Annotated in this window: 7 protein-coding genes; 4 read left to right on the plus strand and 3 right to left on the minus strand. The window is 61.9% G+C overall.

What is annotated here, in order from left to right; translation table 11 throughout:
- The first annotated feature begins 24 nt into the window (after positions 1-24).
- Positions 25-1368 carry a S41 family peptidase gene (locus tag J5M56_RS16950; RefSeq protein WP_060480438.1) on the plus strand — a complete coding sequence of 448 codons (1344 nt, stop codon included), beginning with the start codon at positions 25-27 and terminating at the stop codon, positions 1366-1368.
- A gap of 8 nt (positions 1369-1376) precedes the next feature.
- Complete coding sequence (locus J5M56_RS16955) at positions 1377-2144, plus strand: divergent polysaccharide deacetylase family protein (RefSeq protein ID WP_207937353.1); 768 nt, start codon at positions 1377-1379, stop codon at positions 2142-2144.
- 5 nt (positions 2145-2149) lie between these two features.
- On the opposite strand, the gene J5M56_RS16960 is transcribed toward J5M56_RS16955, so the two are convergent.
- The 3 genes from J5M56_RS16960 to J5M56_RS16970 form a co-directional block, all read right to left on the minus strand.
- Positions 2150-6820 carry a DUF6543 domain-containing protein gene (locus J5M56_RS16960; protein ID WP_207937354.1) on the minus strand — a complete coding sequence of 1557 codons (4671 nt, stop codon included), beginning with the start codon at positions 6818-6820 and terminating at the stop codon, positions 2150-2152.
- Positions 6821-6964: 144 nt separating this feature from the next.
- Complete coding sequence (locus J5M56_RS16965; protein WP_207937355.1) at positions 6965-11647, minus strand: DUF6543 domain-containing protein; 4683 nt, start codon at positions 11645-11647, stop codon at positions 6965-6967.
- A gap of 137 nt (positions 11648-11784) precedes the next feature.
- On the minus strand, positions 11785-13731 hold the full coding sequence (locus J5M56_RS16970) for a BCCT family transporter (protein WP_288440402.1): 1947 nt from the start codon (positions 13729-13731) through the stop codon (positions 11785-11787).
- 535 nt (positions 13732-14266) lie between these two features.
- On the opposite strand from J5M56_RS16970, the gene betI reads away from it, so the two are divergent.
- Complete coding sequence (betI, locus tag J5M56_RS16975; RefSeq protein ID WP_060480469.1) at positions 14267-14923, plus strand: transcriptional regulator BetI; 657 nt, start codon at positions 14267-14269, stop codon at positions 14921-14923.
- A gap of 37 nt (positions 14924-14960) precedes the next feature.
- A complete protein-coding gene (gene betB / locus J5M56_RS16980; RefSeq protein ID WP_207937357.1) occupies positions 14961-16433 on the plus strand; it encodes a betaine-aldehyde dehydrogenase in 1473 nt (490 codons plus the stop codon).
- The last annotated feature ends 33 nt before the right edge of the window (positions 16434-16466 follow it).

The following is a 16466-nucleotide window of genomic DNA, read 5'->3' on the forward strand; positions in this document are numbered from 1 at the left end:
TACAGGATCAGGAGTTCGTTCGACATGCTGCACTCGCCTCGCCTCACCCAGCTGGCCCTGACCATCGCTCTGGCGATCGGTGCGCCCCTGGCCTGCGCCGCGGAGCCGGCGAAAGCACCCGCCAAATCCGCCGCGATGCCCGTCACCGAGGTGACCGCCAAGGCCCCGCTGCCGCTGGAGGAGCTACGCACCTTCGCCGAGGTCATGGACCGCATCAAAGCCGCCTATGTCGAACCGGTGGACGACAAGACCCTGCTGGAAAATGCCATCAAAGGCATGCTCAGCAACCTCGACCCACACTCGGCCTACCTTGGCCCTGAGGACTTCCAGGAGCTGCAGGAAAGCACCAGCGGCGAATTCGGCGGCCTTGGCATCGAAGTGGGTCAGGAAGACGGCATGATCAAAGTGGTGTCGCCAATCGACGACACCCCGGCTTCCCGCGCCGGGGTCCAGGCCGGTGACCTGATCGTCAAGATCAACGGCGCCCCCACCCGCGGCCAGACCATGACCGAAGCGGTCGACAAGATGCGTGGCAAGGTTGGCGACAAGATTACCCTGACCCTGGTGCGCGACGGCGGCAGCCCGTTCGATGTAACCCTTGCCCGCGCGGTCATTCAGGTCAAAAGCGTGAAAAGCCAACTGCTCGAAAGCGGCTATGGCTACATCCGCATCACCCAGTTCCAGGTCAAGACCGGCGATGAAGTCGGCAAAGCCCTGACCAAGCTGCGCAAGGACAACGGCAAGAAGCTGCGCGGGGTGATCCTCGACCTGCGCAACAACCCAGGTGGCGTGCTGCAGGCGGCCGTGGAAGTGGCCGACCACTTCCTCACCAAGGGCCTAATCGTCTACACCAAGGGCCGGATCGCCAACTCCGAGCTGCGCTTCTCTGCCGACCCGGCCGACGCCAGCGAAGGTGTTCCGCTGGTGGTGCTGATCAACGGTGGCAGCGCCTCGGCCTCGGAGATCGTCGCTGGCGCCCTGCAGGACCACAAGCGCGGCGTACTGATGGGCACCGACAGCTTCGGTAAGGGTTCGGTACAGACCGTACTGCCATTGGCCAACGATCGTGCGCTCAAGCTGACCACCGCGCTGTATTACACCCCCAACGGCCGCTCGATCCAGGCACAAGGTATCGTGCCCGATATCGAAGTTCGTCAGGCCAAGCTCACCGCCGATGCCAGCGACAATGACAACGACACCTTCAAGGAAGCCGACCTGCAGGGTCACCTGGGCAACGGCAACGGTGGCGCCGACCGCCCGACCGGCAGCAGCAAGGCCAAGCGCCAGGACCGCCCGCAGGACAGCGACTATCAGCTGAGCCAGGCGCTGAGCTTGCTCAAGGGCCTGAACATCACCAAGGGTGACTGACCCAACCCATGCGTTATCTGCTGTGTATTCTGTTCTGCCTGATGGCCGGTGCTGCGCAAGCGGCACCGGCCGGCAAGGCCTACCTGAGCATCATCATCGACGATCTGGGCCAGAACACCGAGCGTGACACCCGCACACTCGCCCTGCCAGGGCCGGTGACCATGGCGATCATGCCCGATACCCCGCATGCCACTGACTTCGCCCGCCAGGCCCACAAGGCCGGCAAGACGGTGATCCTGCACATGCCCATGGACCCAGCCACCGGGCCCTACGCCTGGCACCCAGGGATCGCCATCGAAGAGCTGGCGCGGCGCTTGGACGCGGCCTTGGCCAAAGTGCCGTACGCTGCGGGCATCAACAACCATATGGGCAGCCGCATGACCGCACAGCGCGAGCCAATGACTTGGTTGATGGGCGAACTGCAGCGCCGGCACCTGTTCTTCGTCGACAGCCGTACCAGCGCAGCTACGGTCGCCGCGGCCCAGGCGCAGGCCGAAGGCCTGGCCCATGTTTCACGGGATGTATTCCTCGACGACGTGCGCACTCCTGAAGCCATTGCCGCACAATTGCAGCAAGGCATCGCCCTGGCGCACAAGCAAGGCTCGGCGGTACTGATCGGCCACCCATACCCGCAAACCCTGGCGGTACTCGAACAGCAACTGCCGCGCCTGAAAAGCCAGGGCATCGAGTTGGTAAGGCTGCAGCAGATGATCGCCGAGCGCGGTAATCAGGCCATGCCAGCCCATGGCAAGCATGGCCGTTACCAGAACCGCTGACCCGGTCAATCGAAAGGAATGATGCCCTCGACATCGTTCAGCCGCACCTCACCCCGGTAGATCGCCAGCAAGTCCTTGCCGGTGGCTGCCGCCTGAAGCTGCGCTTTGCGGCCCAGCTTGCGCTGCGACCAGAGCTTCAGATGGCCCTTGCTGAACTGCCGTGCGCCAGTTGTGGCCGTGGGGTAATGGAAATGCGCCTCCCACAAACCTTCGCCCTCCTGCTCGCCAGCCCTGACGCGTCGGCGAATCTCGTAGACATCCAGGTAGTCCTTCGCCGATAGCATGCGCCGGGGCCCGGCACGGTGAACGGTCACTTCCTGATGCTCGACCAAAAAGCGCAAACTTTTCGCCGTCGGGTGGAAGGTGACCAGGTACATCCCGGTCAGCAGAGCACGCTGGGTTGCCTGCAGCCTGGTCACTGCCTGGCTCAGGCTGTCGAACAGTTCGTCTTCGGGGGTCAGCCTGGGTAGCTTGGCCTGCGCTTCTTTGATCTTATCGATATGCTCTTCCACGACCGTGGAGAGCCCGAGCGCTTCATCCGATTTGACATACAGGCGAGCCAGGGAAATCACCGAATCCACCTGGTCCACCAGTGCCTGTGCACGTTGACGCGCGATGCGCGGGTCCTTGGGCGAGAAAGGTGGCAGTTCGCTGCCGCCTAATCCAGCGGCTTGCTCGACCCATTCTTCACCCTGTTTATGAAACGTCTTGATGACGTTCTGGGTGCGGAAGTCTCGTTGCTGAACCACGGCAACGCCGTCGATCTCTACCTCTTCACCCAGAACGCTGCGGCCTCGGTTGGTCCTGACCACCTTGCGCCGGCCACCGCGCGGCGCATAAGTAGGGGGCTGCCGTGCGGGCGGCTGCTCAAGTTCTTTTTCCCGTACAGCCTCGGCCATATCCTTTTCCGCCAAGCTCTGAAGGCCCTCGAGCCTGAGCTTGTACTGCTGCAGACGATCTTGCCGGATCGCCGGGCCACCCAGGCTGGTCAGGTAGTCCGCCATGCCCCTGGCTTCTTCGTAAACCTCCAGAATGCCTGCCAGCACCTCGATCCTTTCAGCGGCCGAGAGCTCGCTTGAAGCCAGATCGCCATGGGCATTGCCCGCGCTGATCAAGGTCTCGCTGCCAAGGTAATCCAGGTATTGCTCCAAGGTGCGCTCGTCGACGTCCACCAACCGGTCGAGGCTGGCCTCGGCCAAATCGAGCAGCAGACGGAAGTCCAGGTCGATAGCAGATAGCCGACGCCGCTCGATGGTTTCCTTGAGCTCCAGGTCCTTGTTGATCCTTGCGCCACTCCCCTCGTCCCTGTACAGGATCGAGCTATCGTTGAGGGTATCGACCAGTAACTTGTCCAAAACCCGGGAAATATCGACCAGGTCGGTTTCCCACTTGATGACATTCTCCAGCATCCCCAGGAAGTCTTTGTAGTGCTGGATTTCGCGCTCACCTTCGGGGCGTACGGCGATGTCCTTGGAAATATCATCCAAGCCCTCGTCATTGATCATCTTGGCCATCTCGTTGTAGTAAACCGAGAGGTTCTGGATCAGTGCCTGACGAACGCTGCTGCGCTGTTCGCTGAGCGAGTCGAGCAGCGTTTTCTCGTCGATGCGCATGGCGTTCAGCCGCGCCAACACTTGATCATGCTCTATGCCATTCTCGACCACTGCCTTGAGTTCGTAGATGACCTTTTCGTTGAGCTTCTTGCGCAGGCGACGAGTCAGGTCGAGAAGGTTCTGGCTCAACTCGTCCAGCTCCGGCCGTGCTAGCAAGGCTTCGATCTGCTGGTCTTTTTGGATAAGCATTTCGCGATGCCCCTCCAGTTGCATACCCAGCCGGTTATTGTTCCTCGCCAAGTCTGCTTCGGTATGCCGCAGGCTTTCGAGCAGCTTCTGGTTTTCTTCTCGCATTGCCTTCAAGCGACTACGCGGCATGCCGGCGCGCAACCGCAGGGCATGGTCGATTCGCCACTGACCATCGACCAACGCCACCCAGGGCCCCGCTCGCCCAGCCTGGTCTACGATACGAACGCCTTGGTCGGTAACGCGCGCGCCGTAAACATCGCCAGCCAATTGCAAGTAATGCTGCCCATCGAGCGCGTAAAGGCCATGGTGCTCACCGCTTTCGATCATTTCCAGCCCACTGAGCGATTGGCGCACCCGCATGCTTTGCAGCGCCTTGCGTCGTTCGGCCGAGAGCACATTCAGGCCTTGGGCGCCACGCCAGGAAAAGTCCAGTTGCGTGGCCTGCTCTGCCAGGGCACCTGGTAAACCGACCTTGCCTTGGGCCGGCATGGATGCCTGAGCACGACTGGCCGGATGCACCCTCGGCCATTGCTCGATGGCCGAAGCGGGCAGGACCGATGCCGTTGCTTGCGGTGCGCCTGGCAGGCGCAGATGCATCAAAGCCATGGATGCATTGAGCAGCAGATCCACCACGGCAGCAGAGCGCTGGAATGCATCGCTGCCACGCAACGCCGCCACATCGTTTTGCAAAGCCCCAAGAGCCTGCACCAACCATGCTACCGAAGCCACCGGGCCGCGCAGCCACAAGCTGACCAAATCGAACAACAGCCAGGCGCCCTGGGTGAGAATGGCCCAACGGCTTTCCTGGTTGGAAACCGTCTGGCGGTCGGCCAGCTCCACCAGCAGGTCCCGGTTGGCCTGGTACAGCTGAGCATCGACATCCCGCTGCCAGAACTGGGCTTCGAACGAGGCAGGCTTGACCCGCGCAGGCAACACTGAGGTATCGAAAATTGGCTTGAGCAAATGAGGCTCAAGGAAACCACCCCAGTCATAGACACGACGAGCTTGCGGGCTCAGCCAGTCAAGGACGCTAGTTTGCAGCGCACCGGCCTGGCCTATCGCCGCCATCATCGCCTCGATGCTGGGGTACTCGGTGATCGCCACATCGCCGTATAACGGGCGATACAGCAGCACACATGCAGGCTGCGTGGAAAACAGCACGTACATGCCAGTTGCCTGGTCGCTGGCCGGCGCCGTAGCTTCGCGCTTGAACGCCAGTGGCATCAGCATCTGCGCAGGTAATTGGGGGTCAACCACACCCCGGCAGTAGTCGACAACGCAATGCAGGCCAGCTTCGCTGAGGTCATTGGCCAAGCGGGCCGAAAGCGCACTGAACAACAGCGAGCAACGCCATTCACGCCCGAACCGGGCCACCCGCTGTGGGCGCTGTTCGGGGTCATCCAGGCATTGAGCGACATACGCCGGGTAGTGACCACCAATGTCGACCTTTTGCACCAGGGCCTGCACATAGGCTGGGTTCATCCAGTCCATGATCAACTGCCCTTGGCGGTGGTGCACAGCGCTGAGCACTGCGCCTTGCAAAGCGCTGAGATTGCCAATGGCGAACTCGGTCAAGCTCAGGCGCCGATGCTCCACACTGCCGCCACCCACGCCTGCGCCAGCACCGCCCGGCGTGCCGCGGGCGATGGTCAGGGTCAATTCAAGGTCGTCGGGGAAGTAGTTGGCGTCATCGGGATGGTCGGCCAGCAACTGCGCCCGCAGCTGCTGGCGTGTGTAGGCGTGCAGGTCCAGCACCCCCTCCAGGGCGCCGATACCATCGGACTGTGCTTGGGCCAGGGCTAGGTCGAACAATGCGCACTGGCAAGCGAAGCTATCGGCCGCCGCTGCATGCAGAAAGCGCGGTGGCAATAGGGTGCTGGCGCGTGGTTCGGTCAACCGATAGCCATCGATAAAGTAGCGTGATGGATCGCACAGGCCAGCGAAACACTGCTCAAGCGCGTCAACGTCAGCTAGTTGCCAATAGCGCACGCGGGTCACAGGCTCAAGCAGCGCCTCGAGCATCAGCGCGCTCAACTGGGCGAAAGCATCGCCCTCCAGTTCAAAGCGGTCCCAAACGAAACCCTCGAATGCATGCCGCTGGGCGAACGTATCCTGTAGGGCCAAGGCGAACTCGTCCAGCGAATCGAACGCACGGATCACACTGCACGGCGCGCACCACAGCAGTACCTTGCGCGCATCGCTTTCCCCCATGATCAGCAAATGAGGCAACAGGCAGCGATAGCTCTGGCTGCCTTGGCTCAGTCGTACCTGTACCACGCTAACACTGGGCGATCGCTGGCCGCCCTGAAGCGCACCGTGGATGTAGCTCTGCTGCTCGGCATCCAGGTTCTGCATAGGCAGGTTGGCCAACCAGGCGGCTTTGATCGTCTGTTGCAGCCACAGGTCACGGCTGACACCGCTGACGCCCAGCGCTTGCCAGTAGTCGGCTTGCGCCTGGCAAAACTGCTCGGGCAACAGCAGCAACAGATCGTTGAGCGCGGCGGTCAGCGCTTGGGGCCTGACCACATCGTCATCGGAGCTCTGGAATGGGTCAGGGTTGGCATAGAAACGGTAGGGGACTTGCAGGCTGAGGCGATAGTCCAGGCCGGCCACCCAGGGAAAATCCAGCACACGACGCGTCAGTAGCGCTTGCAGGACGTAGTCGACAAAAGGCTGGTGGCTCCAGGTGCCATCGACTTGCGGAATCATCAAATACAGCGCTTGAGCAGAGGTCAGTTCAGGCCGGTAGTGGGCAATGGCCGGGTACTGTGCGATCAGCACCTGCATCAGTTGCTGCCCCGCGACCTGGCGCAGAGTCGGGCGGCTAGCGAAGTGCGCGGCCACAGCATGTTTGTCATCGTTCAGGGGGGGCATGGGCGCTTGTCTCCAGGTTGAGAATAGCCTGGAACCCTATAGAGCCAGCCTGACCGGCCAGGCCTAAATATTGCTCGCAACGACTGACGGCTGAGGGCGATCAGGCCCGCTCGTCAGAACCGGGCCTGCACTTTCGGTTAACTATCAGTTCAACGCAATGATGCCCTGCACATCGGCCTGCTCTAGCCGCCCACGATGTACGCGCTGACCGCTCACAGACTCGAATTGCCGCCCCATCTGGCGCTGACTCCAACGCTTGAGATGGGCGTAAGTGAAGTCGGCCAGGTTCGCGGTTTGCGACGGCAAATGGAAGTGCGCAGCCCACAGCGGTCGCCCTTTACTGGCGCCTGGGGCGTTCAGGCGCATGATCTTGAACTCGTCGAACGGGCTGGTATTGGCAGAAACCTCGCGGCGCACGTACTCAACCTTGATCAAGCGCTGCTCATGCAGGAAGCGCAAGGCTTTGGCGGTGGGGTATGGGGTTTTGCTGAATAGCGCAGTCAACTGTTCGACCCGGTAGGCGCGCAGCGCAATCAGCGCTTGGCTCAGCGGTGCTGTCGCCGCGCTCTGCGCACCCTGCTCGGCGAAGCTTGCCAAGGCAGTTTCCAGCACGTTCACCTGGTCACTGAGCAGGCGATCGAGCAACCCGCCACTGACATCTTCCAGTACATAAGCCTGGGCGGCGACGAGCACCTCCTGGTGGTCCAGCAGCAACGCCTTCACCTGGGCGTCGACATCCACTGCTGGACCTGGCTGCGCCCGAGCAGGAGCTGGCTTGGCAACACGCTCGACCCAGGCGTCCCCCTGGCGCTCGAACACCTGCAGGATTTTATCGCTGATCGACTGACGCACCTGCAGGACGACTTGCCCTTGATCCTCGACCTGCGTGGCAATCAGCAACTGGCCATCGCGGTTGCGAATCACCTGCTGCGGCTGCTGTGTGACAGGGTACGGCACCCGCCCTGAAGCAGTCGGCTTGCCGTCCTGCTCAGCCATGGCATCGACCAACCGGCGCCCGGCGTCTTCCTTGAGCAGGATCATCTGCGCCCGGTAGCGCCGCAACATCACAGGGTCCAGCAATACACCGGCCTGGGGTTCGATGTGCAGGGAGTGCACGATTGCGGCGGTGTATTCATCCCAGGCCTCCTGCAAAATGCTGATCCGATCCGAGGCCGACAGGTTGGCCATCAGTGAGTCGCCGTGTGCCGACGAGGCGCGGTTCAGAGCCGGGTTCATCAACCCATTCTGGAACCGCAGCAGGCGCCGGGGCATGGCTTTGGACTCCAGGCGCAAAGCGGCCTCGGCAAGGTTCAACGCGTGCTGGAAACGCAAGTCGATGGTGGTGAAGCGCCGGCTTTTGATCAACTGCGCCACGCTGCGCGGAGTCGTCGAGACGCTGATGTCCAAGGTGTCCGGTGCATCGCGCAACAGCACGTCGAGCTCGCCGTGAAGGGCCAGCACGCGTTCATTGAGTTCGATGTGGGGAATGAGTTCTGCGCGGAACTGTTGGTATTGCTCGGCCATTTCATGCAGGTACTTGCCACTGAACTGCCGACGTCTCTGGCTGATATAGCTGTAGTCGGCCAGCAGGTACAGTTCGCCGAGGGCGAAGTCAGCGTTGCGAATCGTCGACTGCAGCAGCAGCTTGAGCTGACGCTCCAGTACATCGCCCATTTCATGGGGGCGATAACGGCCATACTTGGGTTCGAGCATTACCTTCAGCTGGGCGATTTGCTTGCGGTCCAGGGCGATGACCGCTTCCAGCGTAGCCACGACTTCGTGGCGTTTTGCCTTCACTTGCGCATCCATTTCGCTCAGGCGTGCCTGGTAGCGGCTTATCAGGTGGTCGGAGGCGGCACGATCGAAACCGCCCTCCCCTGCGGCCTCAGCATCCTGGCGCCGCGTTTGCTCCGTGGCTTCAAGCGCAGCCAACTGCGCCCGCTTGCGTTGTAGCGCCTGCACCTCGTCAAGGGCCGTTTGGAACAGGTTGGCAGCCTGGTTGGACTCATGGCTTAACCGATCGACCTGTGCGAGCATCCTGCTGAACTGCGTCTGCAGTGACGCCTTGGGCATGCCGCCGCGCAAGCGTAAGCGGGTATCGACCCGCCATGCGCCGCCTTGATAGAGAAGGTACGGGCCATGTCCACCGGCTGGGTCAACCACGCGGATACCGTCGCGCGTAGCAGTCACGGCAAATACCTCACCAAGCATCGAGATGTAGTCTTGGCCTGCGACCTGATAAATACCCGTTGCCTGCGGTTGCTCCCCGTCCAGTGCGATTTTGGCGCGCATGGCCATCAGGGCCTGGCGCCGCTGGGTTGGCAAATCGTTGAAACCCTGGTTGCCACGCCAACTGAAATCTATCTGCGCCGTGCCCTCCAGCGGCGGCACCGGCCATGGCAGCGGCCCAGGGGTCGTCACCTTGCCTTGGCTAGGCACAACGTAGAGGCCCTGGTAGCGGCCATCCTGGGCTGGCAACTGTGTGAATGCCGCTGCCTTTGGTAGCGGCTGGGGGTCGCTCGCTGCGGCGCTGGGCAGATGGGCATGCAGCAGGGTCATGCCAGCAGTGATGATCAGGTCGACGGTTGCCGCCTGGCGAGCGAAATCGTCGCCTTGGGTCAATGCCTCCAGCTCTGCGTCCAACGCGCTGAGGCTCTGTACTAGCCAAGACACCGAGGCCACAGGGCCGCGCAGCGCCAGGCTGACCACATCGAACAATAGCCAGGCGCCGCGGCTGAGCAGCGCCCAGCGGCTTTCGGCGGTGGACGTGCTTTGCAAATCGGCCAATGCAATACGCAACTCCTGGTTGGCGGCATACAGTTTTTCATCCACACCCGTGGCCCACAGCAAAGTTGCCAGTTGGGCAGGCGCGGGTTTTTCCGGCAGGTTGTAGGGGTCGATGCCGATGCTGCTGATGTGCGGCTCACCGATGCCGCCGTGGTCATAAATTGGGCGCGCCGCCGGATCCATCCACGCCACCATGCTCTGCTGCAGCTCGGGCGAAGCGCGGATCGCCACCAGCATGGCATCCAGGCTGGGGTACTCGAGCAGCGTATCCTTGGCATAGAGCGGGCGGTACAACAACACCCGCGAGGGCTGCGCGCAAATCAGCAGGTACATGCCTTGAACACCATCAGATTGGCTAGCCTCGGGACGGCGCTTGAAAGCCAGGGGCATCAGCACGCTGCTGGGTGACGGTTGGCCCTGGCGGCCATGGCAAAAGTCGACCACACCCTGCAGACCGAACTCCGTGACCTTGTCATCGAGCTTGGCAGCAAGGGCACTGAACAGCAGGCCCTGGCGCCACTCGCGGGCGAAGTAGTGGGTGCGCTGCGGCCGGCTGGCCAGGTCGCTCAGGGCAGTTGCCACGTAGTGTGGGTACTGGCCACCGATGTCGACCCGCTGAACCAGGCCCTTGAGGTAATCCACGCTCAGCCAAGGCATGATCAACTGCCCGGTACGGTGCCGGACGCCGGTGATCACCGCCGTACTGAGGGAGCTCAGATTACCGATGGCGAATGCCGTGAGGGTCACCTCCCCCCTGTGGACCAGCGGTTCGCCGCCACCTGCCCCGCTCGCAGCGCCTCCCGCAATGCCCTGGGCCGAGGCAAGCGAAAGCAGCAGGTCGTCGGGAAAATAGTTCGCCTCCACCGGGTAGTCGGCCAGCAATTGCTCACGCAAACGCTTACGTGCAAAGGTGTGTAGATCCTGCACGCCATCGAGCGCCGAGCCCCCCTCTGACTGCGCCTGTGCCAGCGCCATGCCCAGCAGCGCCTGCTGAGCCGCGAAACTGTCGCTGGCCGAAGCGCCGAGCAAGCCCAAAGGCAGCTTGGCCTGCAGGCCATCGTCGTCGAAATAACCGGCAACCAGCCACTGCGCAGGATCGCTCAACTGTGCGAACAGAACCTGCATCTGCGCCACATCAAGGCCATGCAGGCGTAGTTGCGTGATCTGCTCGCACATCAGGGTCAACAGCAGCGCCGTGAGCTGGGCGAATACATTGCCCTCCAGGCCATGACGGTCCCAACTCAGGCGCTCGAAACCATAGTCCAGCGCCAAGGTGTCGCGTAAGGCCAGACCGAAGGCATCGAGCGATGCGAAGGCCGTGACCTGGCTCGACGGCCTGTACCACAGCACTACCTGTTCCTCATCCCACTCACCGACCAGCAGCAAGCCCGGTTGCACCAGCGACACCGCCTGCTCATCCCACATCAGGTTGGCCTGCACCGCAAACACTGCCGGCTGCCCGATACCACCTTCGATCAGCGCGCGCACACACGCCTGCGCTTTGGTATCGAGCCCTTGGCGCGGAAGGTTGCTGAGCAGCGCCATCTTCAGCAGCCATTGCAACCACTTGTCGCGGTTATTATTGGCGTTGCCCTGGCCCTGCCAGTAAGCAACCTGGGCATGGCAGAAGTGTTCGGGCAAATCCACCAGCAGTTGGTTGAAGGCATCGGTCACGCCGCTCAGGCGGCGGGTATCGAACTCGCTATCGGCACCGGCGAAGCGGTGGGTCGCGGCCAGCGCAAGGTTATGGTGACGCCCGTCGAGCGCCTCCAGGTTCATCGGCTGGTCCGCCACCATCGCCTGCAGCACCCGATCGACCAAAGGCTCAGTGGTGTAGTGCCGGGTGCCCAGCACAGGGCTGTCGAGCATCAGTGGCTCGGCATCGGTCAGTGCTGGAGTGACGTAAGCCAGCCAAGGCAGCTTTTCGAGCAACAGATTCAGCACCTGGGTGCTGACCACCTGGCGCAGGGTCGGCCTGCCGACGAACTGCCGGGCCACAGCGTCTTTGAAATCGAACAGCGTTGTCGAAGGTGTAGTCATGGTGAGCGCTTCTTGGTGGGTGGGCCGCCACCATGCCGTCACGCCCAAGCCCGCTTGGCTGTACATATTGCGACTGCGCACAAACGAAAAAGGCCTGATGCTTTCGCACCAGGCCCCTGCTCGCTGCGGCTCAGCGATCAGCTATAGACACGCCCCAGCAACTGGCGGTGGCTTTCGAACTGATCGAGCACGTCACGCACGATCTGCTCCGGCGCAAAGCCCATCAGGTCATACTCCTGGCTGCCATCGTGCAGGTACACCTCGGCCCGGTAGAAGCGCTGACGCACCTGGGGCTCGCCCTCCACCGGTGCCTCGCTTGGCGCCGCCAAGTAGCCATCGAGGCTCACTTCGTAAACGAACGGGTTGCCCTCCTCCATCATCACCCGCAGGCCCATCATGCTGCGCGACTGGCCAACACGGGTTTCCACTTCAAAACCCAGGGTCTGCAACTGAACGGCGGCTTCCTTGAGCGCCGGGCTGACCTGTTTGTCCATGAACCGCTGCACTACGGCCTGGGTCGGCTGCAGGTCGAGCTGGGTCAGCCGCTCACTGAAGCCGCGGCGGCCACGGGCAGCCAGCTCGGCGCGTTCGCTTTCGACGGCAACGTCGTGCTTCATGGCTTTGTACAGGCCGAACATGAACAGCACCAACACCACCGAGAACGGCAGCCCCGCCAGTACCACCATGGTCTGCATGGCTTCGAAGTTACCGGCGAACAGCAGGCCGATGGTGACCAGGGTAATGACCACCGACCAGAACACCACCATCCAATGTGGGGCATCTTCGTCGACCTTGCCGCCTTTGCACGACAGGTTGGCCATCATCACCGCACCGGAGTCGGCGGGGGTGAGGAACAGCACAAAGCCCACGAACACTGCCACACCGATGACGATCTTGGCTGCCGGGAAGTACTCCAGCAGCTGGTAGATCGACATCGAAGGCTGCTCCAGCGCCGTCTTGCCGAGCTCGACAGCGCCGTGGTTGATCACCAGGTCCAATGCGGTATTGCCGAAGATCGACAGCCAGGCCAAGGTGAAGCCCAGTGGGATCAGCAGCACCCCGCTGACTAGCTGGCGCACGGTGCGGCCCTTGGAGATACGGGCGATGAACATGCCGACGAATGGACCCCAGGAGATCCACCAGGCCCAGTAGAACACCGTCCACAGGCCCAACCAGCGCTCGGACTGGCCGTTCTCGCCTTCATACACGTACAGGTCGAAGGTCTTGAGCACGATGCCATTGAGGTAGTCCCCGACGTTCTGCACGAAACCGTTGAACAGATGCAGGGTGTTGCCGGCCAGCAGTACGAAGATCAACAGGCCGCTGAACAGCAGGATATTCAGGTTGGACAGGCGGCGGATGCCGTTTTCCACGCCAGACACTGCGGCAACGGTTGCCACGCCGGCCATCACCAGGATCACCACTAACAGGTTGGTTTTGCTGTGGTCCATGCCAAACAGGTATTCAAGCCCAGAGGCCACCTGCATTGCACCGATCCCCAGGTTGGTGACCAGGCCCAGCAAGGTGACGAACATACCGAAGATGTCCACGGCATTGCCTGCAGCGCCTTTGACCCAACGCTCACCAACCAGCGGGTACAGGGCCGAACGCAGCGCCAGCGGCTGGTTATGGCGGTAGGCGAAGTAACCCACGGCCAGGCCCACCAGCGCATAGATCGCCCAGCCATGCAGCCCCCAGTGCAGGAAGGTCAGTTGCAGGCCCTGGCGTGCGGCCTCAAGGCTGGCAGGGGTGCCTTGCGGTGGGTTGAAGTAGTGGTCCAGTGGCTCGGAAGCACCGAAGTACAACAGCGAGATACCGATGCCGGAAGAAAACAACATGCCGGCCCAGGCACCGTAGCTGAAATCGGGCTGGTCATCCTTGCCGCCCAGCTTGAGCTTGCCGTAATCGGAGAAGGCCAGGTAAACCACGAACAGCAGGTAACCGCAGATCACCAGCATGTAGTACCAGCCGAAGGTGCGCGTAAGCCATGTCTGGGCGACGCCCAGCACACGGCCAGCGGTTTCGGGTACAGCGATCAGCAAGGCAGTCAAAACGAGAATCATCAGCGCGGAGGTGAAGAACACCACGCGGTTGACCCGTACCCTCTCGGCGGGGGGCTTGGTAAGGGAGGCAGAACTCATTGCACGAATGCTCCGGGCAGTGCGGCTGTGGAGGCTAATCAGTCTTTCCCGAGCAATTGGTGGAATATCCCCACTGCATCAGGTGTTATAAAAGCAACTTGGAAAACGCGATCCCGAGTCGATACGTTGCAAAAAACAGACAGGCGGCCTGTTGAAAACTGCTGCATCACCGCTTAGGTGCGCGCATTGGTCACAGACTACCCCGCCCGCTCCAAGGGCCTGTCGCAGGGCCAGTGACCGTACGGCAGAATCTGAATTTCGCATCGCCCATGCCCGTCAACGCCTTGTATTCCGGGGGTTTTCGCGATTTCCTGGGGTGTCAATTCGCGCCTCACCGATCGCTTTGAACAGTGTCAATGGCACAAATTGTCGCAGAGCTTATTCTTTATTGATTGAACGTTCAATCAAAACAAAATAGACTGGTCTTCGCCGAGTCAGCCGTCTGTCGTCTGCTGGCAGGACCTGAGGAGATAGCAAGATGCCCAAGGTCGGTATGCAACCCATCCGCCGTCAGCAGTTGATCGAAGCCACGTTGCAGGCGGTCGATCAGGTCGGACTGGGGGACGCCAGCATTGCGCTGATTGCCCGTTTGGCCGGCGTGTCGAACGGCATCATCAGTCACTACTTTCGGGACAAGAACGGCCTGATCGCAGCGACGATGGGTTACATCATGAACATGCTCAACGAAGGCGTAAGAGCACGTCGCCAGGCCCTGATCGACGACAGCCCGCGAGCCCACCTGAAGGTGATCATCGAGGGCAACTTCGATGCCAGCCAGGTGAACGGCCCGGCGATGAAAACCTGGTTGGCCTTCTGGGCTTCCAGCATGCACCAGCCCGATTTGCACAGGTTGCAGCGAATTAACGACCACCGTCTGTACTCCAACCTGTGTTGCCAGTTCCGCCGCGCCCTGCCGCTTTACCATGCGCGCAAGGCAGCCCGCGGCCTGGCGGCCTTGATCGATGGCTTGTGGCTGCGTGGCGCGCTGTCGGGTGATGCATTCGACACCGACCAGGCAATACGGATTGCCAACGAATACATGGATCTACAACTGGCTAAACAGCACACCCTGGGCACAACCGACCAGGTGGCTGACCAAGCACGCACGGCGCTTGCCACACCGGCAGGAGCGTGACGCGCAGCCAATCACACACTGCACTTGCGAGGACACTATGGCCCGTTTCGGAACGCAAAAACTCTACATTGATGGTGCTTACGTCGACGCTGGCAGCGATGCCACCTTCGAAGCCATCAACCCGGCCACCGGCGAAGTCCTCGCCCACGTGCAGCGCGCCACCGAGGCTGACGTCGAGAAGGCCGTGCAAAGCGCCGAGCGCGGCCAGAAGGTCTGGGCTGCGATGACCGCCATGCAGCGTTCGCGCATTCTGCGCCGTGCCGTCGACATCCTGCGCGAGCGCAATGACGAGCTGGCCATGCTGGAAACCCTGGACACCGGCAAGTCGTACTCCGAAACCCGCTATGTCGACATCGTCACCGGCGCCGATGTGCTGGAGTACTACGCAGGCCTGGTGCCGGCCATCGAAGGCGAGCAGATCCCGCTGCGCGAGTCGTCTTTCGTGTACACCCGTCGCGAGCCGCTGGGCGTGACCGCCGGTATCGGCGCGTGGAACTACCCGATCCAGATCGCGCTGTGGAAATCCGCACCCGCGCTGGCCGCCGGCAACGCAATGATCTTCAAGCCGTCGGAAGTCACCTCCCTGACCACTCTGAAACTGGCCGAAATCTACACCGAAGCCGGCCTGCCCAATGGCGTGTTCAACGTGCTGACCGGCAGCGGCCGCGAAGTGGGCACCTGGCTGACCGAGCACCCACGCATCGAGAAAATTTCCTTCACCGGCGGCACCACCACCGGTAAAAAGGTCATGGCCAGCGCCTCGAGCTCGTCGCTCAAGGAAGTCACCATGGAACTGGGCGGCAAGTCGCCGCTGATCATCTGCGCTGACGCCGACCTGGACAAGGCCGCCGACATCGCCATGATGGCCAACTTCTACAGCTCGGGGCAGGTCTGCACCAACGGCACCCGCGTGTTCGTCCCGGCCGAAATGAAAGCGGCCTTCGAAGCCAAGATCGTCGAGCGCGTTGCCCGCATTCGCGCTGGCAACCCGGAAGACGAAAATACCAACTTCGGCCCACTGGTCAGCTTCCAGCACATGGAAAGCGTGCTGGGCTACATCGCCAAGGGCAAAGAAGAAGGTGCCCGCGTGCTGTGCGGTGGCGAGCGTCTGACTGAGGGTGAATTCGCCAAGGGTGCCTTCGTGGCCCCGACCGTGTTCACCGATTGCCGCGACGACATGACCATCGTCAAGGAAGAGATCTTCGGCCCGGTGATGAGCATCCTCACCTACGAAAGCGAAGAAGAAGTCATCCGCCGCGCCAACGACACCGACTTCGGCCTGGCCGCCGGTGTCTGCACCAACGATATCTCCCGCGCCCACCGCATCATCCACCAGCTCGAAGCCGGTATCTGCTGGATCAACGCGTGGGGTGAATCGCCAGCCGAGATGCCGGTTGGCGGCTACAAGCAGTCGGGCGTAGGCCGTGAGAACGGCGTCAGCTCGCTGGCTCAATACACTCGCATCAAGTCGGTGCAGGTCGAGCTGGGTGGCTACACCTCGGTTTTCTAAAACCTGTCTAGCCACGCCCGTGCCTCTGGGCAC

This window comes from Pseudomonas sp. 51_B (genome assembly GCF_017491595.1).
GTDB classification, from domain to species: Bacteria; Pseudomonadota; Gammaproteobacteria; order Pseudomonadales; family Pseudomonadaceae; genus Aquipseudomonas; species Aquipseudomonas promysalinigenes.

Excerpts from the sequence above, each read along its gene's own strand:
- J5M56_RS16950 (WP_060480438.1), top strand. The coding sequence starts at position 25 with ATGCTGCACTCGCCTCGCCTCACCCAGCTGGCCCTGACCATCGCTCTG.
- J5M56_RS16955 (WP_207937353.1), top strand. The coding sequence starts at position 1,377 with ATGCGTTATCTGCTGTGTATTCTGTTCTGCCTGATGGCCGGTGCTGCG.
- J5M56_RS16960 (WP_207937354.1), bottom strand. The coding sequence starts at position 6,820 with ATGCCCCCCCTGAACGATGACAAACATGCTGTGGCCGCGCACTTCGCT.
- J5M56_RS16965 (WP_207937355.1), bottom strand. The coding sequence starts at position 11,647 with ATGACTACACCTTCGACAACGCTGTTCGATTTCAAAGACGCTGTGGCC.
- betI (WP_060480469.1), top strand. The coding sequence starts at position 14,267 with ATGCCCAAGGTCGGTATGCAACCCATCCGCCGTCAGCAGTTGATCGAA.
- betB (WP_207937357.1), top strand. The coding sequence starts at position 14,961 with ATGGCCCGTTTCGGAACGCAAAAACTCTACATTGATGGTGCTTACGTC.